Source organism: Streptomyces sp. LaPpAH-108 (assembly GCF_000373625.1).
Lineage (GTDB): Bacteria > Actinomycetota > Actinomycetes > Streptomycetales > Streptomycetaceae > Streptomyces.
In genome coordinates this window covers 91,581-113,355 of the sequence record NZ_KB891998.1, presented here as the reverse complement: position 1 = coordinate 113,355, position 21,775 = coordinate 91,581, and the positions used below count along the sequence as shown (strand labels likewise).

At 72.3% G+C, this 21,775-nt stretch carries 19 protein-coding genes; 18 read left to right on the top strand and 1 reads right to left on the bottom strand.

Annotation, left to right across the window (positions count from 1 at the left end):
- The first annotated feature begins 4 nt into the window (after positions 1-4).
- The 12 genes from B079_RS0127155 (at position 5) to B079_RS0127100 (ending at position 15,016) form a co-directional block, all read left to right on the top strand.
- The gene (locus B079_RS0127155) at positions 5-1,291 is read left to right on the top strand and encodes a dihydroorotase (protein WP_018549003.1); all 1,287 of its coding nucleotides are present in this window, start codon (positions 5-7) and stop codon (positions 1,289-1,291) included.
- Positions 1,288-1,872 carry a hypothetical protein gene (locus tag B079_RS0127150; RefSeq protein ID WP_018549002.1) on the top strand — a complete coding sequence of 195 codons (585 nt, stop codon included), beginning with the start codon at positions 1,288-1,290 and terminating at the stop codon, positions 1,870-1,872. Before B079_RS0127155 ends, B079_RS0127150 begins: the two co-directional genes overlap by 4 nt.
- Entirely contained in the window at positions 1,869-3,026 is a 1,158-nt protein-coding gene (carA, locus tag B079_RS0127145; protein WP_018549001.1) for a glutamine-hydrolyzing carbamoyl-phosphate synthase small subunit, read from the top strand. The genes B079_RS0127150 and carA overlap by 4 nt, the downstream gene beginning before the upstream one ends.
- Entirely contained in the window at positions 3,019-6,327 is a 3,309-nt protein-coding gene (gene carB, locus B079_RS0127140; protein ID WP_018549000.1) for a carbamoyl-phosphate synthase large subunit, read from the top strand. The genes carA and carB overlap by 8 nt, the downstream gene beginning before the upstream one ends.
- 52 nt (positions 6,328-6,379) lie before the next feature.
- Positions 6,380-7,486 (top strand): quinone-dependent dihydroorotate dehydrogenase, encoded by a 1,107-nt coding sequence (locus tag B079_RS0127135; RefSeq protein ID WP_018548999.1) that lies wholly within the window; start codon positions 6,380-6,382, stop codon positions 7,484-7,486.
- Complete coding sequence (gene pyrF / locus B079_RS0127130; protein WP_018548998.1) at positions 7,483-8,340, top strand: orotidine-5'-phosphate decarboxylase; 858 nt, start codon at positions 7,483-7,485, stop codon at positions 8,338-8,340. Before B079_RS0127135 ends, pyrF begins: the two co-directional genes overlap by 4 nt.
- A 285-nt stretch (positions 8,341-8,625) precedes the next feature.
- On the top strand, positions 8,626-8,949 hold the full coding sequence (locus tag B079_RS0127125; protein ID WP_003977346.1) for an integration host factor: 324 nt from the start codon (positions 8,626-8,628) through the stop codon (positions 8,947-8,949).
- A 60-nt stretch (positions 8,950-9,009) separates the two neighbouring features.
- On the top strand, positions 9,010-9,603 hold the full coding sequence (gene gmk, locus B079_RS0127120) for a guanylate kinase (RefSeq protein ID WP_078496102.1): 594 nt from the start codon (positions 9,010-9,012) through the stop codon (positions 9,601-9,603).
- A 74-nt stretch (positions 9,604-9,677) separates the two neighbouring features.
- Entirely contained in the window at positions 9,678-9,950 is a 273-nt protein-coding gene (gene rpoZ, locus B079_RS0127115; protein ID WP_005319902.1) for a DNA-directed RNA polymerase subunit omega, read from the top strand.
- 117 nt (positions 9,951-10,067) lie between these two features.
- The gene (gene coaBC / locus B079_RS0127110) at positions 10,068-11,270 is read left to right on the top strand and encodes a bifunctional phosphopantothenoylcysteine decarboxylase/phosphopantothenate--cysteine ligase CoaBC (RefSeq protein ID WP_018548996.1); all 1,203 of its coding nucleotides are present in this window, start codon (positions 10,068-10,070) and stop codon (positions 11,268-11,270) included.
- Positions 11,271-11,544: 274 nt separating this feature from the next.
- Positions 11,545-12,753 (top strand): methionine adenosyltransferase, encoded by a 1,209-nt coding sequence (gene metK, locus B079_RS0127105; RefSeq protein WP_018548995.1) that lies wholly within the window; start codon positions 11,545-11,547, stop codon positions 12,751-12,753.
- A 112-nt stretch (positions 12,754-12,865) separates the two neighbouring features.
- A complete protein-coding gene (locus B079_RS0127100) occupies positions 12,866-15,016 on the top strand; it encodes a primosomal protein N' (protein ID WP_026249128.1) in 2,151 nt (716 codons plus the stop codon).
- 183 nt (positions 15,017-15,199) lie between these two features.
- On the opposite strand, the gene B079_RS0127095 is transcribed toward B079_RS0127100, so the two are convergent.
- A complete protein-coding gene (locus B079_RS0127095) occupies positions 15,200-15,721 on the bottom strand; it encodes a hypothetical protein (RefSeq protein ID WP_018548993.1) in 522 nt (173 codons plus the stop codon).
- 381 nt (positions 15,722-16,102) lie between these two features.
- Between B079_RS0127095 and fmt the strand changes: the two genes are divergently transcribed.
- The 6 genes from fmt (at position 16,103) to B079_RS0127065 (ending at position 21,683) form a co-directional block, all read left to right on the top strand.
- Complete coding sequence (gene fmt, locus B079_RS0127090) at positions 16,103-17,035, top strand: methionyl-tRNA formyltransferase (RefSeq protein WP_026249127.1); 933 nt, start codon at positions 16,103-16,105, stop codon at positions 17,033-17,035.
- Between the two features lie 82 nt (positions 17,036-17,117).
- Positions 17,118-18,536: an RsmB/NOP family class I SAM-dependent RNA methyltransferase gene (locus B079_RS0127085; RefSeq protein ID WP_018548991.1), complete on the top strand. Its 1,419-nt coding sequence runs from the start codon at positions 17,118-17,120 to the stop codon at positions 18,534-18,536.
- 415 nt (positions 18,537-18,951) lie between these two features.
- Positions 18,952-19,638 (top strand): ribulose-phosphate 3-epimerase, encoded by a 687-nt coding sequence (gene rpe, locus B079_RS0127080; protein ID WP_018548990.1) that lies wholly within the window; start codon positions 18,952-18,954, stop codon positions 19,636-19,638.
- A 90-nt stretch (positions 19,639-19,728) separates the two neighbouring features.
- Complete coding sequence (locus tag B079_RS0127075; RefSeq protein WP_026249126.1) at positions 19,729-20,772, top strand: sugar-binding transcriptional regulator; 1,044 nt, start codon at positions 19,729-19,731, stop codon at positions 20,770-20,772.
- A gap of 54 nt (positions 20,773-20,826) precedes the next feature.
- Positions 20,827-21,351 carry a ribonuclease domain-containing protein gene (locus tag B079_RS0127070; protein WP_018548988.1) on the top strand — a complete coding sequence of 175 codons (525 nt, stop codon included), beginning with the start codon at positions 20,827-20,829 and terminating at the stop codon, positions 21,349-21,351.
- Positions 21,348-21,683, top strand: a complete 336-nt coding sequence (locus B079_RS0127065) for a barstar family protein (RefSeq protein ID WP_018548987.1) — start codon at positions 21,348-21,350, stop codon at positions 21,681-21,683. Before B079_RS0127070 ends, B079_RS0127065 begins: the two co-directional genes overlap by 4 nt.
- Positions 21,684-21,775: the final 92 nt, after the last annotated feature.

Genomic DNA, 21,775 nt, shown 5'->3' with positions numbered 1-21,775 from the left:
AACCATGAGCAAGATCCTGATCCGTGGTGCGAAGGTGCTCGGGGGCGAGCCGCAGGACGTCCTGATCGACGGCGAGACCATCGCAGCGGTCGGCACCGGTCTTTCCGCCGAGGGCGCCGAGGTCGTCGAGGCCGACGGCAAGGTGCTGCTGCCGGGCCTGGTCGACCTGCACACCCATCTGCGCGAGCCGGGCCGCGAGGACTCCGAGACCGTGCTGACCGGCACCCGCGCCGCCGCCTCCGGCGGCTTCACCGCCGTCTTCGCCATGGCCAACACCTTCCCCGTCGCCGACACCGCCGGTGTGGTGGAGCAGGTCTGGCGGCTCGGCCGCGAGTACGGCTACTGCGACGTGCAGCCCATCGGCGCCGTCACCGTCGGTCTGGAGGGCAGGAAGCTCGCCGAGCTGGGTGCCATGCACGACTCCGCCGCCGGGGTCACCGTCTTCTCCGACGACGGCAAGTGCGTGGACGACGCGGTGATCATGCGTCGCGCCCTGGAGTACGTGAAGGCGTTCGGCGGCGTCGTCGCCCAGCACGCCCAGGAGCCCCGGCTCACCGAGGGCGCCCAGATGAACGAGGGCGTCGTCTCCGCCGAACTCGGCCTCGGCGGCTGGCCCGCCGTCGCCGAGGAGTCGATCATCGCGCGGGACGTGCTGCTCGCCGAGCACGTCGGCTCCCGCCTGCACATCTGCCACGTCTCCACGGCCGGGTCGGTCGAGATCATCCGCTGGGCCAAGTCCCGCGGCATCCAGGTCACCGCCGAGGTCTGCCCCCACCACCTCCTCCTCACGGAGGAGGTGGTGCGCACCTACAACCCCGCCTACAAGGTCAACCCGCCGCTGCGCACCGAGCGCGACGTGCGCGCCCTGCGCGAGGCACTGGCCGACGGCACGATCGACATCGTCGCCACCGACCACGCCCCGCACCCGCACGAGGACAAGGACTGCGAGTGGGGCGCCGCCGCCATGGGCATGGTCGGCCTGGAGACCGCCCTGTCCGTGGTGCAGGAGACCATGGTCGAGACCGGCCTGCTCGACTGGGCCGGGGTCGCGGACCGCATGTCCGCCGCGCCCGCCCGCATCGGCCGCGCCACCGGTCACGGCCGCCCGGTCGCCCCGGGCGAGCCCGCCAGCCTCACCCTCGTGGACACCGCCTACCGTGGACAGGTGGACCCCGCGGGCTTCGCCTCGCGCAGCCGCAACACCCCCTACGAGGGCCGCGAGCTGCCGGGCCGTGTCACCCACACCTGGCTGCGGGGCAAGGCCACGCTCATGGACGGGAAGCTCACGTGACATCTGCACCCCTGCTCGCCGCATCGCTCGCCACGGGACTCGCGGACGAGAAGAAATCCGCCGCGGTGACCGACTGGGGCGCCCGCGTCGGCTGGCTCGTCGGACTCGCCCTCTTCATCGCGCTCGTCTACTGGCTGATGCGCGAGGGCTGGAAGTGGCGCGGCACCCTCCAGAGCGACCTGCCCGAGCTGCCCGGAGTGCCGGAGGACCCCGGTCCGGCGAGACTGAGCATGAGCGGCCGCTACCACGGCTCCACCACCGCGGGACAGTGGCTGGACCGCATCGTGGCGCACGGCCTGGGCACCCGCAGCCGCGTGGAGCTGACCCTCACCGACGCGGGCCTGGTGGTCGAGCGCCCCGGCGCGACCGACTTCTTCGTGCCCGTGGCCGCCCTGCGCGGCGCCCGGCTCGACAAGGGCATCGCGGGCAAGGTCCTCACCGAGGGCGGACTGCTGATCGTCACCTGGGCGCACGGCGACAAGCTGATCGACTCCGGCTTCCGCTCCGACCGCGCGGCCGAGCACACCGAGTGGGCCGACACCCTGAACCACCTGATCAACGACACGGAAGGCGCACGATGACGACCTCCACCAGGGGAGCCGCCAAGACTCCCGCCGTACTCGTCCTGGAGGACGGCCGCATCTTCCGCGGCCGTGCCTACGGGGCCGTGGGGGAGACCTTCGGCGAAGCCGTGTTCTCCACCGGCATGACCGGCTACCAGGAGACCCTGACCGACCCCTCGTACGACCGCCAGATCGTCGTCGCCACCGCGCCCCAGATCGGCAACACCGGCTGGAACGACGAGGACGACGAGTCCAGGCGCATCTGGGTCTCCGGCTACGTGGTCCGCGACCCCGCGCGCGTGCCGTCCAACTGGCGCTCCCGGCGCTCCCTGGACGACGAGCTGACCGCCCAGGGCGTCGTCGGCATCAGCGGCATCGACACCCGCGCCCTCACCCGCCATCTGCGCGAGCGCGGCTCCATGCGCGCTGGGATCTTCTCCGGCGACGCCCTCGCCCCCGAGGCCGAGCTGATCGCGCGCGTCCAGGCCCAGCCGCACATGAAGGGCGCGAGCCTCTACGAGGAGGTCGCCACCAAGGAGGCGTACGTCGTCCCGGCGGTCGGCGAGAAGAAGTTCACCGTCGCCGCGATCGACCTCGGCATCAAGGGCATGACCCCGCAGCGCATGGCCGAGCGCGGCATAGAGGTGCACGTGCTGCCCGCGACCGCCACGGTCGAGGACGTCTACGCCGTCGACCCCGACGGCGTGTTCTTCTCCAACGGCCCCGGCGACCCCGCCACCGCCGAGGGCCCCGTCGCCCTCATGACCGCCGTCCTGGAGCGCAGGACGCCGCTCTTCGGCATCTGCTTCGGCAACCAGATCCTCGGCCGCGCCCTCGGCTTCGGTACCTACAAGCTGAAGTACGGCCACCGGGGCATCAACCAGCCCGTCCAGGACCGCACCACCGGCAAGGTCGAGGTCACCGCGCACAACCACGGCTTCGCCGTCGACGCGCCCCTCGACCAGGTGAGCGACACCAAGTTCGGCCGCGCCGAGGTGTCCCACGTCTGCCTCAACGACAACGTCGTGGAGGGGCTGCGGCTGCTCGACCAGCCCGCCTTCTCCGTCCAGTACCACCCCGAAGCGGCGGCGGGGCCGCACGACGCGGCCTACCTGTTCGACCGCTTCACGACTTTGATGAGCACCGCTCCGATGGAGGGCCAGCGTGCCTAAGCGCACCGATATCCAGTCCGTCCTGGTCATCGGCTCCGGCCCGATCGTCATCGGCCAGGCCGCCGAGTTCGACTACTCCGGCACCCAGGCGTGCCGCGTGCTCAAGGCCGAGGGCCTGCGCGTGATCCTGGTGAACTCCAACCCGGCGACGATCATGACCGACCCGGAGATCGCCGACGCCACCTACGTCGAGCCGATCACGCCCGAGTTCGTCGAGAAGATCATCGCCAAGGAGCGCCCCGACGCCCTGCTGCCCACCCTGGGCGGCCAGACCGCGCTCAACACCGCCATCGCCCTGCACGACAACGGCGTCCTGGAGAAGTACGGCGTCGAACTGATCGGCGCCAAGCCCGAGGCGATCCACAAGGGCGAGGACCGCGACCTGTTCAAGGAGGTCGTGGAGGAGGTCCGCAGGAAGACCGGCCACGGCGAGTCCGCCCGCTCGGTCATCTGCCACACCATGGACGACGTCCTGGGCGGCGTCGAGACGCTCGGCGGCTACCCCGTCGTCGTCCGTCCCTCCTTCACCATGGGCGGCGCGGGCTCCGGCTTCGCGCACGACGAGGAGGAGCTGCGCCGCATCGCGGGCCAGGGCCTCACGCTCTCCCCGACCACCGAGGTGCTTCTGGAGGAGTCCATCCTCGGCTGGAAGGAGTACGAGCTGGAGCTGATGCGCGACAAGAACGACAACGTCGTGGTCGTCTGCTCCATCGAGAACTTCGACCCCATGGGCGTGCACACCGGCGACTCGATCACCGTAGCGCCGTCCATGACGCTGACCGACCGCGAGTACCAGCTCCTGCGCGACGTCGGCATCGCGATCATCCGCGAGGTCGGCGTGGACACCGGCGGCTGCAACATCCAGTTCGCGGTCAACCCCGAGGACGGCCGGGTCATCGTCATCGAGATGAACCCGCGCGTCTCCCGGTCCTCCGCGCTCGCCTCCAAGGCCACCGGCTTCCCGATCGCCAAGATCGCCGCCAAGCTGGCCGTCGGCTACACCCTGGACGAGATCCCCAACGACATCACCCAGGAGACCCCGGCCTCCTTCGAGCCCACGCTCGACTATGTCGTCGTCAAGGCCCCGCGCTTCGCCTTCGAGAAGTTCCCGCAGGCCGACTCCACGCTGACCACCACCATGAAGTCGGTCGGCGAGGCCATGGCCATCGGCCGCAACTTCACCGAGGCGTTCCAGAAGGCGCTGCGCTCGCTGGAGAAGAAGGGCAGCCAGTTCACCTTCGTGGGTGAGCCCGGCGACAAGACGGCCCTGCTCGAAGCGGCGGTACGCCCCACCGACGGCCGGATCAACACCGTCATGCAGGCCATCCGCGCGGGTGCCACGCCCGAGGAGATCTTCGAGTACACCAAGATCGACCCCTGGTTCACGGACCAGCTCTTCCTGATCAAGGAAGTCGCCGACGAGCTGGCCGACGCCCCCGAGCTGACCCGCGAACTGCTCGCCGAGGCCAAGCGGCACGGCTTCTCCGACCTCCAGATCGGGGAGATCCGCGGCCTGCGCGAGGACGTGGTCCGCGAGGTCCGGCACGCGCTCGGCGTCCGCCCGGTCTACAAGACGGTCGACACCTGCGCCGCCGAGTTCGCCGCGCAGACGCCGTACTTCTACTCCTCCTACGACGAGGAGAGCGAGGTCGCGCCGCGCGAGAAGCCCGCGGTCATCATCCTGGGCTCCGGGCCCAACCGCATCGGCCAGGGCATCGAGTTCGACTACTCCTGCGTCCACGCCTCCTTCGCGCTGTCCGACGCCGGGTACGAGACCGTGATGGTCAACTGCAACCCGGAGACCGTCTCCACCGACTACGACACCTCCGACCGGCTCTACTTCGAGCCGCTCACCCTGGAGGACGTGCTGGAGATCGTGCACGCCGAGTCCCTGGCGGGCCCGATCGCCGGTGTGATCGTCCAGCTAGGCGGCCAGACCCCGCTGGGCCTCGCCCAGGCGCTCAAGGACAACGGCGTCCCGGTCGTCGGCACCCCGCCCGAGGCCATCCACGCCGCCGAGGACCGGGGCGCCTTCGGCCGCGTCCTGGCCGAGGCCGGACTGCCCGCGCCCAAGCACGGCACCGCCACCACCTTCGACGAGGCCAAGGCCATCGCGGACGAGATCGGCTACCCGGTCCTGGTCCGGCCCTCCTACGTCCTCGGCGGACGCGGCATGGAGATCGTCTACGAGGAGGAGCGCCTGGCCTCCTACATCGCCGAGTCCACCGAGATCAGCCCCTCCCGGCCGGTCCTGGTCGACCGCTTCCTGGACGACGCCATCGAGATCGACGTCGACGCCCTCTACGACGGCGAGGAGCTGTACCTCGGCGGCGTCATGGAGCACATCGAGGAGGCCGGCATCCACTCCGGCGACTCGGCGTGCGCCCTGCCCCCGATCACGCTCGGCGGCTTCGACATCAAGCGGCTGCGCGCCTCCACCGAGGCCATCGCGCGAGGGGTGGGCGTCCGCGGTCTGATCAACATCCAGTTCGCCATGGCGGGCGACATCCTCTACGTCCTGGAGGCCAACCCGCGCGCGTCCCGCACGGTCCCCTTCACCTCCAAGGCGACCGCCGTACCGCTGGCCAAGGCCGCCGCCCGCATCTCGCTCGGCGCGACCATCGCCGAGCTGCGCGCCGAGGGCCTGCTCCCGGCGACCGGCGATGGCGGCGAACTCCCGCTGGACGCGCCGATCTCCGTCAAGGAGGCCGTGATGCCCTGGTCCCGCTTCCGGGACATCCAGGGCCGCGGCGTGGACACCGTGCTCGGCCCGGAGATGCGCTCCACCGGCGAGGTCATGGGCATCGACTCCGTCTTCGGCACGGCCTACGCCAAGTCGCAGGCGGGCGCCTACGGCCCGCTGCCCACCAAGGGCCGCGCGTTCATCTCGGTCGCCAACCGGGACAAGCGCTCGATGATCTTCCCGGCCCGCGAGCTGGTCGCCCACGGCTTCGAGCTGATGGCCACCTCCGGCACCGCCGAGGTCCTTCGGCGCAACGGCATCAACGCCACCGTCGTGCGCAAGCAGTCCGAGGGCACCGGCCCGAACGGCGAGCGGACCATCGTCCAGCTCATCCACGACGGCGAGGTGGACCTCATCGTCAACACCCCGTACGGCACGGGTGGCCGCCTCGACGGCTACGACATCCGTACGGCGGCCGTGGCCCGCTCGGTGCCGTGCCTGACCACCGTCCAGGCGCTCGCCGCCGCCGTCCAGGGCATCGACGCCCTCAACCGCGGCGACGTGGGCGTCCGCTCGCTCCAGGAACACGCCGAACACCTGAACGCGGCCCGCGACTAGCAGCCCCGAGGGGGACACCGGAAACGGTGTCCCCCTCTTCGTGAGGACAGCCATGTACAAGTTCTTCTTCCACCTCGTCTTCAAGCGCATGGACCCCGAGGAGGCCCACCACCTCGCCTTCCGCTGGATCCGCCTGGCCGCCGCTCTCCCGGTGCTCCGCGTCTTCCTGGCGGCCGTGCTCGCGCCCCGCTACAAGGAGCTGCGCACGCAGGCCCTGGGGCTGCGCATGCACGGGCCCTTCGGACTCGCCGCGGGCTTCGACAAGAACGCCGTCGCGATCGACGGGATGTCGATGCTCGGTTTCGACCACGTGGAGATCGGCACCGTCACCGGCGAGGCCCAGCCCGGCAATCCCAGGAAGCGGCTCTTCCGGCTGGTCGCGGACCGCGCGCTGATCAACCGCATGGGCTTCAACAACGAGGGGTCCGCCGCCGTCGCCGCCCGCCTCGGCGCCCGCAGGCCCGCCTTCCGGACCGTCGTCGGCGTCAACATCGGCAAGACCAAGGTCGTCCCCGAGGAGGAGGCCGTCGCCGACTACGTGAAGTCCGCCGAACGGCTGGCCCCGCACGCCGACTACCTGGTCGTCAACGTCTCCTCCCCGAACACCCCGGGGCTGCGCAATCTCCAGGCCACCGAGGCGCTGCGCCCGCTGCTCACCGCCGTGCGCGAGGCCGCCGACCGCGTGGTGGCGGCCCGCCGCGTCCCCCTCCTGGTGAAGATCGCCCCCGACCTCGCCGACGAGGACGTGGACGCCGTGGCCGACCTCGCCGTGGAACTCGGCCTGGACGGCATCATCGCCACCAACACCACCATCGCCCGCGAGGGCCTGGGCCTGCGCTCCGCTCCCGTGCTGGTGAAGGAGACCGGCGGCCTGTCCGGCGCCCCCCTGAAGGCCCGCTCCCTGGAGGTGCTGCGCCGCCTCTACGCGCGCGTGGGCGACCGCGTCACCCTGGTCGGCGTCGGCGGCATCGAGAACGCCGAGGACGCCTGGCAGCGCATCCTCGCCGGAGCCACCCTGATCCAGGGCTACAGCGCCTTCGTCTACGAGGGCCCGTTCTGGTCCCGCGCGATCCACAAGGGCCTCGCCGCCCGCCTGAACGCCAGCCCGTACGCGACCCTCGCCGACGCGGTCGGCGCCGACGTGAGGAATGCGGCATGACCGTTCTCGAACCCTTCGGTGCCCGGCTGCGCCGCGCCATGGACGAGCGCGGCCCGCTCTGCGTCGGCATCGACCCGCACGCCTCGCTGCTCGCCGAGTGGGGCCTGAACGACGACGTGAGCGGCCTGGAGCGGTTCAGCCGTACGGTCGTCGAGGCGGTCGCCGACCGGGTCGCGGTGATCAAGCCGCAGATGGCGTTCTTCGAGCGGTTCGGCTCGCGCGGTGTCGCCGTCCTGGAGCGTGTCGTCCAGGAGACGCGCGCGGCCGGTGCCCTGGTCGTCATGGACGCCAAGCGCGGCGACATCGGCTCGACCATGGCCGGTTACGCCGAGGCGTTCCTGCACAAGGACGCCCCGCTGTTCTCCGACGCGCTCACCGTCTCGCCGTACCTCGGCTACGGCTCGCTCGCCCCGGCCGTCGCGCTGGCCCGGGAGACCGGCACCGGGCTGTTCGTGCTCGCCCTGACCTCCAACCCGGAGGGCCCCGAGGTGCAGCACGCCGTCCGCGCCGACGGCCGGACCGTGGCCGCGACCGTGCTGGCGCACCTCGCCGCCGACAACGCGGGCCAGGAGCCGCTCGGCTCCTTCGGCGCGGTCGTCGGCGCCACGGTGGGCGACCTGTCCTCGTACGACCTCGCGATCAACGGCCCGCTGCTGGCCCCCGGCGTGGGCGCGCAGGGGGCGACCCCGGCGGATCTGCCCCGGGTCTTCGGGGCCGCCGTGCGCAACGTCGTACCGAACGTCAGCCGGGGTGTGCTGCGGCACGGTCCCGAGGTCGCGGGGCTGCGGGCGGCCACGGAGCGGTTCGCGGACGGGATCCGGGCCGCGGTCGACGGCGCGGCGGGCGGCTGCTGAGGCCGTCACGGACCGGTGCGGAGGCGGTGACGGGCTCCCGGATGCCCGTCACCGGACCCGTGCGGTGTGAATAGATCGGCGAATCCCGGGCAATATGCCCGAAAAGTCCGGCCTCGCAGAGGCTGACCAGGACTTTTCCGCTGTTCTCGCTGACTCTGGCGGAGTTGGCCGCTAGTCTCCGAGCAGAGAACGGGCAAGCGTGTTGCTCGTACCTCCCCAGGTGTGGGGCGACTAGGTTCCTCACCGGTCCGTATCCGACAGTTCGACATCCGAGGTGACGTAGGCGTGGCTCTTCCGCCCCTTACCCCTGAACAGCGCGCAGCCGCGCTCGAAAAGGCCGCCGCGGCTCGCCGGGAGCGGGCCGAGGTCAAGAATCGACTCAAGCACTCCGGCGCCTCTCTGCACGAGGTCATCAAGCAGGGCCAGGAGAACGACGTCATCGGCAAGATGAAGGTCTCCGCCCTGCTCGAATCCCTGCCTGGCGTGGGCAAGGTCCGCGCCAAGCAGATCATGGAGCGGCTGGGCATCTCCGAGAGCCGCCGCGTGCGCGGCCTCGGTTCCAACCAGATCGCGTCCCTGGAGCGTGAGTTCGGCAGCACCGGGTCCTGAGTCCGGCCCCTGCCGGACCAGGAGTCCCGGGCACCCCGGGATTGCTGGAATAATCGCTGCATGGCTGTAACACCCCGGGGGACGACCCCCGCGCCCCCGGACGCACGTCCGCGGCTGACCGTGCTCTCCGGCCCCTCCGGGGTCGGTAAGAGCACGGTCGTCGCTCATATGCGCAAGGAACACCCCGACGTCTGGCTCTCGGTGTCGGCGACGACCCGCAAGCCGCGCCCCGGCGAGCAGCACGGCGTCCACTACTTCTTCGTCACCGACGACGAGATGGACAAGCTGATCGCCAACGGCGAGCTGCTGGAGTGGGCCGAGTTCGCCGGCAACCGCTACGGCACGCCGCGCGCCGCCGTCCTGGAGCGGCTGGAGAAGGGCGAGCCCGTCCTCCTGGAGATCGACCTCCAGGGTGCCCGCCAGGTCCGCGAGTCCATGCCGGACGCACAGCTGGTCTTCCTGGCTCCCCCCTCCTGGGAGGAGCTGGTGCGCAGGCTCACCGGCCGGGGCACCGAATCGCCCGAGGTCATCGAGCGCCGCCTGGAGGCGGCCCGGACCGAGCTGGCGGCCGAGCCCGAGTTCGACGAGACCCTTGTCAACACCTCCGTCAAGGACGTGGCCCGTGAGCTGCTAGCCTTGATGGACGTTGTGTGATCGTGACCGCCGTCCTGTGAACGGCACCGACGGTCGCATCGACTGAATCTTTCCCACCCATCGGAAGGCAGAGCGTGTCCTCTTCCATCACCGCGCCCGAGGGCATCATCAACCCTCCGATCGACGAGCTTCTTGAGGCCACCGACTCGAAGTACAGCCTCGTGATCTACGCGGCCAAGCGCGCCCGTCAGATCAACGCGTACTACTCGCAGCTCGGTGAGGGCCTTCTCGAGTACGTCGGTCCGCTCGTCGACACCCACGTCCACGAGAAGCCGCTGTCGATCGCGCTGCGCGAGATCAACGCCGGTCTGCTGACGTCCGAGGCCATCGAGGGCCCCGCGCAGTAAGCAGGCACAGTAAGTAGTACGGTCAGATCGCGACCGACTTATCCACAGGCCCGGCAAGCAGCTTGCCGGGCCTGTGGTGTGTGATGGTCCCGTACGTTGCCGAGCCGGGGAGAGACGGTGGACAAGCCGAAGGTCGTGCTGGGGGTCAGTGGTGGCATCGCCGCCTACAAGGCCTGTGAGCTGCTGAGAAGGTTCACGGAGTCGGGCCATGACGTGCGGGTGGTGCCCACCGCCTCCGCGCTGAACTTCGTCGGCGCCCCCACCTGGTCCGCCCTCTCGGGCAACCCGGTCTCCACCGAGGTCTGGGACGCCGTCCACGAGGTGCCGCACGTCCGCATCGGCCAGCACGCCGACCTGGTGATCGTCGCGCCCGCGACCGCCGACCTGCTCGCCAAGGCCGCCCACGGCCTCGCGGACGACCTGCTCACCAACACCCTGCTCACCGCCCGCTGTCCGGTCGTCTTCGCCCCCGCGATGCACACCGAGATGTGGGAGCACCCCGCCACCCAGGAGAACGTGGCCACGCTGCGCCGCCGGGGCGCCGTCGTCATCGAGCCCGCCGTCGGGCGGCTCACCGGCGTCGACACCGGCAAGGGGCGGCTGCCCGACCCCGGCGAGATCTTCGAGGTCTGCCGCCGGGTGCTGGCCCGGGGCGGCACCGAGCCCGACCTCGAGGGCCGCCACGTCGTCGTCTCCGCGGGCGGCACCCGCGAGCCGCTGGACCCGGTCCGCTTCCTCGGCAACCGCTCCTCCGGCAAGCAGGGCTACGCCCTCGCCCGCACCGCCGCCGCGCGCGGCGCCCGTGTGACGCTCGTCTCGGCGAACGCCACGCTGCCCGACCCCGCGGGCGTGGACGTCGTCCCGGTCGGCACCGCCGTGCAGCTGCGCGAAGCCGTGCTGAAGGCCGCCGCCGACGCGGACGCGGTGGTGATGGCCGCCGCCGTCGCCGACTTCCGCCCGGCCGTCTATGCGAGCGGCAAGATCAAGAAGAAGGACGGCCAGGAGCCGGAACCGGTCGCCCTGGTGCGCAACCCCGACGTCCTCGCGGAGCTGTCCGCCGAGCGCGCCCGGCCCGGACAGGTCGTGGTCGGCTTCGCCGCCGAGACCGACGACGTGGTGGCCAACGGCCGCGCCAAGCTGGCCCGCAAGGGCTGCGATCTGCTCGTGGTGAACGAGGTGGGCGAGCGCAAGACCTTCGGCTCCGAGGAGAACGAGGCGCTGGTCCTCGGCGCCGACGGCAGCGAGACGCAGGTCCCGCACGGCCCGAAGGAGGCCCTGGCCGACCTCGTCTGGGACCTCGTGGCGGCCCGACTGGGCTGACCCGTTGGGCCGTTGGGGACGGTGTTCTTTCGGCCACACGGAGTCATTCGTTCCCCCGCGGACCCGTCGGGATCTCGTGTGGCGGGCCTGGTCAATGCCGCTCGGCATTGGGCAGAATGCCCGTGCCGCAGGTCACAGCACCCTCCGCCGGAGGAGTGCGGGTGGGTTCGCGGTCGCGAGCGACCGATAAACTGTCCTCGGACGACGCCGGGCGCAGCTCCCGCCGTTGTCCGCCAATGATCAGCCAGCAGCCGCTGCAACCCCAGGGAGCGTTGTGTCCCGTCGCCTGTTCACCTCGGAGTCCGTGACCGAAGGTCACCCCGACAAGATCGCTGACCAGATCAGCGACACGATCCTCGACGCGCTGCTGCGCGAGGACCCCTCCTCGCGCGTCGCCGTCGAGACGCTGATCACCACCGGCCTGGTGCACGTGGCCGGCGAGGTCACGACCAAGGCGTACGCGCCGATCGCGCAGCTCGTGCGGGAGAAGATCCTCGAGATCGGTTACGACTCCTCGAAGAAGGGCTTCGACGGCGCCTCCTGCGGTGTCTCGGTGTCCATCGGCGCGCAGTCCCCGGACATCGCGCAGGGCGTCGACACGGCGTACGAGTCCCGTGTCGAGGGCGATGAGGACGAACTGGACAAGCAGGGCGCGGGCGACCAGGGCCTGATGTTCGGCTACGCCTCGGACGAGACGCCGACGCTGATGCCGCTGCCGATCTTCCTGGCGCACCGCCTGTCCAAGCGCCTCTCCGAGGTCCGCAAGAACGGCACCATCCCCTACCTGCGCCCCGACGGCAAGACCCAGGTCACCATCGAGTACGACGGCGACAAGGCCGTCCGCCTCGACACCGTCGTGGTCTCCTCCCAGCACGCCTCGGACATCGACCTCGAGTCGCTGCTCGCGCCCGACATCCGCGAGTTCGTGGTCGAGCCGGAGCTGCGCGCGCTGCTCGACGAGGGCATCAAGCTCGACACCGAGGGCTACCGGCTGCTGGTCAACCCGACCGGCCGCTTCGAGATCGGCGGCCCGATGGGCGACGCCGGTCTGACCGGCCGCAAGATCATCATCGACACCTACGGCGGCTTCGCCCGCCACGGTGGCGGCGCCTTCTCGGGCAAGGACCCGTCCAAGGTCGACCGCTCCGCCGCCTACGCGATGCGCTGGGTCGCCAAGAACGTCGTGGCGGCGGGCCTGGCCTCCCGCTGCGAGGTCCAGGTCGCCTACGCGATCGGCAAGGCCGAGCCGGTCGGTCTCTTCGTGGAGACCTTCGGCACCCACAAGATCGAGCCCGAGAAGATCGAGAAGGCGATCGACGAGGTCTTCGACCTCCGCCCGGCCGCCATCATCCGCGACCTCGACCTCCTGCGCCCGATCTACGCCCAGACGGCGGCCTACGGCCACTTCGGCCGCGAGATCCCCGACTTCACCTGGGAGCGCACGGACCGCGTGGAAGCCCTCCGCGAGGCCGCGGGCATCTGACCCACCGAGGCATCCCGAGGCCCGGTTCCCCTGCGGGGGAGCCGGGCCTCGGCACGTCCCGGCCCGCCCGGGCCCGGACGCGTTGTCGGTGGGGTTTGGTAAGAATGCAAGCGTGAGCAGGGAGAACGGGCCGGGGGGCGACGGCGGGGCCGACGGGGCGTCGCCGGAGCAGCTTGCGCTCATCAGGGAGAGCGTGCGGGCCGCCGAGGTGCCACGGGCGAAGCCGCGGACCTGGCGGGGGGCGGCGCTGGCCAAGGACAGGCCCGTGGCGCGGGTGCTGGTCGACAAGGGCGTGCTGCATCTCGACCGGTATTTCGACTACGCCGTGCCCGAGGAGCTGGACGCCGAGGCACAGCCGGGGGTGCGGGTCCGGGTGCGGTTCGGGGCCGGACGCGGGCGCGTGCGGGGCGGGCGCCGTGAGGGCGGCGGCCTCATCGACGGCTTCCTCATCGAGCGCCGCGCCGAGTCCGACTACGCCGGACCACTGGCCGCGCTCGCCCAGGTCGTCTCCCCGGAACCCGTGCTCAGCGAGGAACTGCTGACGCTCGCCCGCGCCGTCGCCGACCGGTACGCGGGCAGCCTCGCCGACGTGCTGCAACTCGCCGTACCCCCGCGCAGCGCCCGCGCCGAGCGCCGCCCCTCGCCCGAGCCGCTGCCCCCGCCCCCGGCCCCCGACCCCGGTTCCTGGGCGCGGTACGAGCAGGGGCCCGGCTTCCTCGCCGCCCTGGCCTCCGGGGGCGCCCCCAGAGCCGTCTGGAACGCCCTGCCAGGACCCGAGTGGGCCGGTGAACTGGCCCGTGCCGTCGCCGCCACGCTCGCCTCGGGACGCGGCGCGCTCGTCGTCGTCCCCGACGGCCGCACCGCCGCCCGCGTCGACGCCGCCCTGACCGATCTGCTCGGTGAGGGACGGCACGCGCTGCTCACCGCCGACGCCGGGCCCGAGAAGCGGTACGCGCAGTGGCTCGCGGTGCGGCGCGGCGCGGTCCGGGCCGTCGTCGGGACACGCGCGGCCATGTTCGCCCCCGTCCAGGACCTCGGGCTCGTCGCCATCTGGGACGACGGCGACGACAGCCACGCCGAGCAGCACGCACCCCAGCCGCACGCACGGGACGTACTGCTGCTGCGCGCCTCCCTCGACCGGTGCGCCTTCCTGCTGGGCAGCTGGAGCTGCACCGTGGAGGCCGCCCAGCTGGTGGAGACCGGCTGGGCCCGGCCGCTGGCCGCTGGCCGCGACCAGGTGCGCCGTACGGCCCCGCTGGTACGGACCGTCAGCGACGCCGACCTCGCCCGCGACGAGGCCGCCCGCGCCGCCCGGCTGCCCACCCTCGCCTGGCAGGCCGTACGGGAGGGGCTGAAGCACGGGCCGGTGCTGGTGCAGGTGCCCCGGCGTGGCTACGTCCCCCGTCTTGCCTGCGCGCAGTGCCGGGCGCCCGCGCGGTGCCGGCACTGTTCGGGGCCGCTCCAGGCGCAGGACGCGGGGGAGCTGCGCTGCGAGTGGTGCGGGCACCAGGAGACCTCCTGGCACTGCGCGGAGTGCGGCGGCTTCCGGCTGCGGGCGCAGATCGTCGGCGCACGGCGGACCGCCGAGGAGCTGGGGCGCGCCTTTCCCGCCGTACCGGTGCGCACCTCGGGGCGCGAGCACGTGCTGGACACGGTGCCGGGCACCCCCGCACTGGTGGTCAGCACGCCGGGCGCCGAACCCGTGGCGGAGGGCGGTTACGCGGCGGCCCTGCTGCTCGACGGCTGGGCCATGCTCGGCCGTCCCGATCTGCGCTCCGACGAGGACGCGCTGCGGCGGTGGATGTCGGCAGCCTCGCTGGTGTGTCCGCAGGGGGAGCACGGGACGGTGGTCGTCATGGCCGAGCCGACGCTGCGGCCCGTGCAGGCGCTGGTGCGGTGGGACGCCGTCGGTTTCGCGCTGCGCGAGCTGGCCGAGCGGGCCGAGCTGGGCTTTCCGCCGGTGTCACGGATGGCCGCCGTGTCCGGTACGACCGAGGCCGTCGCGGAATTCCTGACCGCCGCCGAGCTGCCCCCGGACGCGGAGGTACTGGGCCCGGTCCCGCTGCCCCCGACCCTCCCCGGACGCCCCCGCAGACCCGGGGCGCCCCCGCCGGGCGAGGAGTGGGAGCGCGCGCTGATCCGGGTACCGCCGGGCAGCGGGGCCGCGCTCGCGGGGGCGCTGAAGACGGCCCAGGCCGCGCGGATGGCGCGAGGCGGGGAAGCGCCGGTACGGGTGCGCATCGATCCGCCGGACATCGGGTGACGGGGCGCGCCGCTGGGTTTGGCCGGTCTGTGGTGGGCGTCTTGCCGGGTGGGGCCGACGGTCCACGGGGGCGTCCCGCTGGGGTACCGGGGGCGCCGTCCGGGGGTGCTCGGGGCGCGGCTGTGGTGGTGCGTGGTGTGGGTGCCCTCCCGGGTGGGGTGGGGTCGGGAGGGCGGGGGAGGGTCAGCCGTTGCGGGGGCCCGGGAAGGCGGTCGGGCGGGGGTCCTCGCGGAGGGTGGGGCTGCCGGCCGTCGGCTGGGTCGGCATCGAGCGGGCGGCGGGGACCGTGGGCACGTTGAGCGTGCGGGTGCCCGACGGCTCGTTCGCGCGCTCGGCGTCGGCGGCGGCCTGGGCGGCGGCGCGGCGGGCGCCGTAACGGCGGTGCACGGCCTGCTTGGTGACGCCGAGCGCGGAGCCCACCGCGTCCCACGAGAAGCCGAGCGAGCGGTCGAAGTCCACGGCGGCGGTGACCAGGGTCTCGACGCTGTCCCGGAGTTCCTGGGCGAGGCGGACCGTGGGGGCGGGGGCGCGTCCGTAGACGACGAAGCCGGTGGACGGGCCGGAGCGGCGCGGGCGGTAGACGTTGCCGAGCTGGGCGGTGAGCGTGCGCAGTGCGTCCACCTGGCGGCGGACCCGCTCGATGTCCCGCACCAGGAGGTGCAGGCTGGCCCGGGCCTGGGCGTCGTGGGTTGCGTGGTCGGCCATGAACAAGCCTCTCGAACCGGCGTTGAAAGGAACGGGCCGCTTCAGCCGCCCGGTGTTGGTCAACTCTGTCTTGACCAACGCGTGGGGGCTCCGCTGGTCACGCGGTGGGGGCGTGCGGTGTGTTTTGTACGCCGGTTCTCCCACCCGCGCACCACCCGTTTCCAGTTGGCAGAGAAGCTGGACAACCGGTCTGGGCCGAGCGCCGTCGGCGGCCGACCGTGGGTGTTCCGGTCGGCAGGGAGGCGGGACGGTCCGGGCAACCCCAGCGCCGTCGCCGGGCTCGCCCCGGTCGTCGGCCCCAGCGCCGTCTGCCGGGTTCGCGTGGCGGCATAGACTGTTGCGCTGCCCGTCCGTAGCCGTTTGAGAGGCTCGATCCTGCTTATGAAGCTTGTCTTCGCCGGAACTCCCGAGGTTGCCGTTCCCGCTCTGGACGCGCTGATCGCGTCGGGGCGGCATGAGGTGGCCGCTGTGGTCACGCGGCCCGACGCACCGGCGGGGCGGGGCCGCAGGCTGGTCGCGTCGCCCGTGGCCGAGCGGGCGGCGGAGGCCGGGATCGAGGTGCTGAAGCCGGTCAGCCCGCGCGACCCCGCGTTCCTGGAGCGGCTGAAGGAGATCGGCCCCGACTGCTGCCCGGTCGTCGCCTACGGCGCCCTGCTGCCCCGCGTCGCGCTCGACATCCCCGCGCAGGGCTGGGTCAATCTGCACTTCTCACTGCTGCCCGCCTGGCGCGGCGCCGCCCCCGTGCAGCACTCGATCATGGCGGGCGACGAGATCACCGGCGCGTCCACCTTCCTCATCGAGGAGGGTCTGGACTCCGGCCCGGTCTACGGCACGGTCACCGAGGTCATCCGCCCCACCGACACCAGCGGCGACCTGCTCACCCGGCTCGCCTTCGCCGGTGCCGGACTGCTCGCCGCGACCATGGACGGCATCGCGGAGGGCACCCTGAAGGCCGTACCGCAGCCCGCCGACGGCATCACCCTCGCGCCGAAGATCACGGTCGAGGACGCGCGGGTCGACTGGGCGGCGCCCGCGCTGCGCGTCGACCGTGTGGTGCGCGGCTGCACCCCCGCGCCCGGTGCCTGGACCGTCTTCCGGGGCGAGCGGCTCAAGCTCGTCCAGGTCGTACCCGTGCCCGAGCGGACCGACCTCGCGCCGGGGCAGCTCGCGGTCGGCAAGAACAGCGTGCACGTCGGCACCGGTTCGTACGCCGTCGAACTGCTGTGGGTGCAGGCGCAGGGCAAGAAGCCGATGCGCGCCGCGGACTGGGCGCGCGGTGCCCGTATCGCCGAGGGCGAGACACTGGGCGCCTGAGCGACCTGAAGAGGAGGGGTGGGGTCCGGCCGACGTAGGCTGGGGACCGCACCCCTTCTTCGTATCCGGAGCACCTTTTCTCGTGAGCGAGCAGTCCCGTCGGCCGCACCGGCCCGCCAAGCCCTACCGGCGCCCCCAGAAGGACCCCGTCCGCATCCTCGCCTTCGACGCGCTGCGCGCGGTGGACGAGCGGGACGCGTACGCCAACCTCGTGCTGCCCCCGCTGCTGCGCAAGGCGCGCGAGAACGGCGACTTCGACGCCCGGGACGCCGCCCTCGCCACCGAGCTGGTCTACGGCACGCTGCGCCGCCAGGGCACCTACGACGCGATCATCGCCGCCTGCGTGGACCGCCCGCTGCGCGAGGTGGACCCGCCTGTCCTGGACGTGCTCAGCCTCGGCGCGCACCAGCTGCTCGGCACCCGTATCCCGACGCACGCGGCCGTCTCCGCCTCCGTCGAGCTGGCCCGCGTGGTGCTCGGCGACGGGCGCGCCAAGTTCGTCAACGCCGTGCTGCGCAAGGTGGCCCGGGACGATCTGGACGGCTGGCTGGAGAAGGTCGCGCCGCCGTACGACGAGGACCCCGAGGACCATCTCGCCGTGGTCCACTCGCACCCCCGCTGGGTCGTCTCCGCGCTGTGGGACTCCCTGGGCGGTGGGCGCGCGGGCATCGAGGACCTGCTCGCGGCGGACAACGAGCGTCCCGAGGTCACCCTCGTCGCCCGGCCCGGCCGGTCGACCGCCGAGGAGCTGCTGAACGAGGAGGCGGCCGTCGCGGGACGCTGGTCGCCGTACGCCGTCCGGCTCGCCGAGGGCGGCGAGCCCGGTGCGGTCGAGGCGGTGCGCGAGGGGCGGGCCGGTGTGCAGGACGAGGGCAGCCAGTTGGTCGCCCTCGCGCTCGCCAACGCGCCTCTCGACGGGCCGGACGAGAAGTGGCTCGACGGCTGTGCGGGCCCCGGCGGCAAGGCCGCGCTGCTCGGCGCGCTCGCCGCCGAGCGCGGTGCCTTCCTGCTCGCCTCCGAGAAGCAGCCGCACCGGGCGGGGCTGGTGGCGCGGGCCCTGGACGGCAACCCGGGTCCGTACCAGGTGATCGCCGCCGACGGCACCCGCCCGCCGTGGCAGCCCGGCACCTTCGACCGCGTCCTGGTCGACGTCCCCTGCACCGGCCTCGGGGCCCTCCGCCGCCGCCCCGAGGCCCGCTGGCGCCGCCGACCCGACGACCTCGACAGCTTCGCGCCTCTCCAGCGGGCGCTCCTCCGCACGGCTCTGGACTCCGTCCGCGTCGGCGGGGTGGTCGGCTACGCCACCTGCTCTCCGCACCTTGCCGAGACCCGTGCGGTCGTCTCCGACGTTTTGAAGGAACGCCCCCACACCGAACTCATCGACGCGCGCCCCCTCCTCCCTGGCGTTCCCGACCTCGGCGACGGGCCCGACATCCAGCTCTGGCCCCACATCCACGGCACCGACGCGATGTACCTCGCCTTGATCCGCCGCACCGCCTGAACGCCTTGGGGGGGGGTGACGGTCGCTCCTCGGACGCGGGCACGCGGTCGCCTTTCGCGCAGTTCCCCGCGCCCCTTGAGGGGTGGTGACCGTCGTTCTTCGGGTGTGGGTGCGTCGTGGTTTCTCGCGCAGTTCCCCGCGCCCCTGAGGTGGCGGAGGTCGCATGTTGGGCGGCGGGTCCGCCAAGCTCCCACCGAACCGGCAGCCGATCAACGACAGCCACCACCCCCAAGGGGCGCGGGGAACTGCGCGAGCGACCCACCACGCAGCCGCACCCGAAGCACGACCCTCACCACCCCCTAGGGGCGCGGGGAACTGCGCGACAAGCCACGACGTAGCCGCGCCCGGAGGACAAACCCCCGCCCACTCCGGACCTGCCCCCCAAACCCCCGGAGGGACATGGCAGGCTAAGACCATGCCCGCTCAGATCAACCCCAGCATCCTGTCCGCAGACTTCGCCCGCCTCGCCGATGAGGCGAAGGCGGTCGAGGGCGCCGACTGGCTTCACGTCGACGTCATGGACAACCACTTCGTCCCGAACCTCACGCTCGGCACCCCCGTCGTGGAATCCCTGGCCCGTGCCACGGACATCCCGCTGGACTGCCACCTGATGATCGAGGACCCCGACCGCTGGGCTCCGCAGTACGTGGAGGCGGGCGCCTCCTCCGTCACCTTCCACGTGGAGGCGGCTCACGCCCCGATCCGGCTCGCCCGCGAGATCCGCGCGAAGGGCGCCCGCGCCTCCATGGCGCTCAAGCCCGCGACGCCGATCGAGTCGTACGAGGACATCCTCCCGGAACTCGACATGCTGCTGATCATGACGGTGGAGCCCGGCTTCGGCGGCCAGGCGTTCCTGGACATCACGCTGCCGAAGATCCGCCGTACCCGTGAGCTGATCGCCAAGCACGGACTGCAGATGTGGCTCCAGGTGGACGGCGGTGTCTCGGCCGAGACGATCGAGCGGTGCGCCGAGGCCGGGGCCGATGTGTTCGTCGCCGGGTCGGCCGTCTACGGCGCCGCCGACCCCGCCGAGGCCGTGCGCGTACTGCGTGCTCAGGCGGACCGGGCCATCGCCGATTCGACGTGGGCGCACGGCCACTGAGCCACGGTTGCGTGAACGGTTGAGGGAAGGCGCCCATCAGGGCGGATGAGCCGCGCCGAATCTGCGAGGATGAACGGCGAATCAGAGTGTGTGCACAGCAGTGAGGAGATCGCCGTGTCGGGTATGTCGGCGGGCCGGACAGCGATGCGGATGGGGCCCGCTGAGCTGGTGCAGGCGGCGGCCATGGCCCGTCGCTTCTACCTGGAGGGCAAGTCCAAGATCCAGATCGCCGAGGAGTTCGGCGTGAGCCGCTTCAAGGTGGCCCGGGTCCTGGAGACGGCCCTGGAACGGGATCTCGTACGGATCGAGATCCGGGTGCCGGCCGAGCTGGACGCCGAGCGCTCCGACGCGCTCCGCGCCCGCTACGGACTGCGGCACGCCGTGGTCGTGGAGTCCCCGGCCGAGGCCGAGGAGACCCCGGACCCGGAGAACCTGGGCGAGGTCGCGGCCGACCTGCTCGGCGAACTCGTGGACGAGGGGGACGTGCTCGGGCTCGCCTGGGGCCGCTCCACCATCCACATGGCCGCGGCCCTCGACCGGCTGCCGCCGTGCACGGTGGTGCAGCTGACGGGCGTGTACGACGCCGGGACCGCCGAGCGCGGCTCCGTCGAGGCCGTCCGCCGGGCCGCGCAGGTCTCGGGCGGCGACGCGCACCCCATCTACGCGCCGATGCTGCTGCCGGACGCGGCCACCGCCGCCGCGCTGCGCAACCAGACCGGGATCGCCCGCGCCTTCGAGTACTTCGACAAGGTCACGGTCGCCTGCGTCTCCATCGGCTCGTGGGAGCCGGGCATCTCGACCGTGCACGACATGCTCAGCGACGAGGAGCGCGCGCACTACGCCTCGCTCGGGGTGGCCGCCGAGATGTCCGCGCACCTCTTCGACGCCGAGGGCCGCCGCATCGGGCGCGACCTGGGGGAGCGGTGCATCACGGTCAAGACCGACCAGCTGCGCCGTATCCCCGAGGTCGTGGCCATCGCGGGCGGCCAGCGCAAGGCCCCGGCCATCGACGCGGTGCTGCGCTCCGGGCTCGTCACCAGCCTGGTCACGGACACCTCGGCCGCGGACTACCTGCTGACCGCGGGGCCCACGCCGAAGGCCGCGCTCAGCCGCACGGACCCCGACGGCTCCTGACCAAAGGGACGGTCCGCCCCCGCGCGTGGGGCGGACCGTGGGAGCATCGTCGGCATGTTGTCGCGGTTCGTCCCCCGGCAGTCCGCCCGGCGCGCATCCCGCGCGCCGCGTGCGCCGCTGCCTCTCGTCCCCCGTCTGTTCGCGGGGCTGCTCGTCGTCCTCTCCGTCCTGCTGGCCGGGTGCGCGGATCCGGGAGCGGGCACCGCTCCGCCCGGCGTCACGCGGACGACCGTCGCGGCCACCTCGTCCGCCGCGGTCTCGTCCGGTCCCTCCACCGCGTCGGCGCCGTCGTGGGCCAAGGGCATGGCCACCGTCCCCGCGTCCCGGCTGCCCGTCGAGGCCCAGCGCACCCTGACCCTGATCGACAAGGGCGGCCCCTATCCGTACACCCGGGACGGCATCGTCTTCGGCAACTACGAGGGGCTGCTGCCCCAGCACCCGCGCGGCTACTACCACGAGTACACGGTGCCCACCCCCGACTCCCGCACCCGGGGCGCCCGGCGCCTCATCACCGGGCAGGGCACCGAGATCTACTACACCGACGACCACTACAACTCGTTCCGGGCGGTGCTGAGATGAGCGAAGACCTGACGGACCGGTACACGGTCACCCTCGATCTGACGGGCGTCACCGACAAGGCCGGTCTGATGGAGCGGGCGGCCGACGTGCTCGACCTGCCCGAGTGGTTCGGCCGCAACTGGGACGCGCTGCTCGACTCGCTGAGCGACACCACGGTCTGGCCGACCCCGGCCGTCGAGCGCGGGCTGCTGGTCGTCGTACGCGGCTGGCACACGTTCGCCGAGAAGAACCCGCGCGAGTGGCGCATCGCGAGCGACGTCCTCTCCGAGGCGGTCGACCGCACCTTCCTGCTCGACGTGATGCTGGCGCTTGGAGGAAACGCCCACCTCTGAGCGGTGACCCTGGAGGTTCCGTGGGGGTATGGCCGGGGACCTCCCATGGGAGAATGAAGTACGTGCTCTGTTCCCCCCGGCGCACCCGTCGG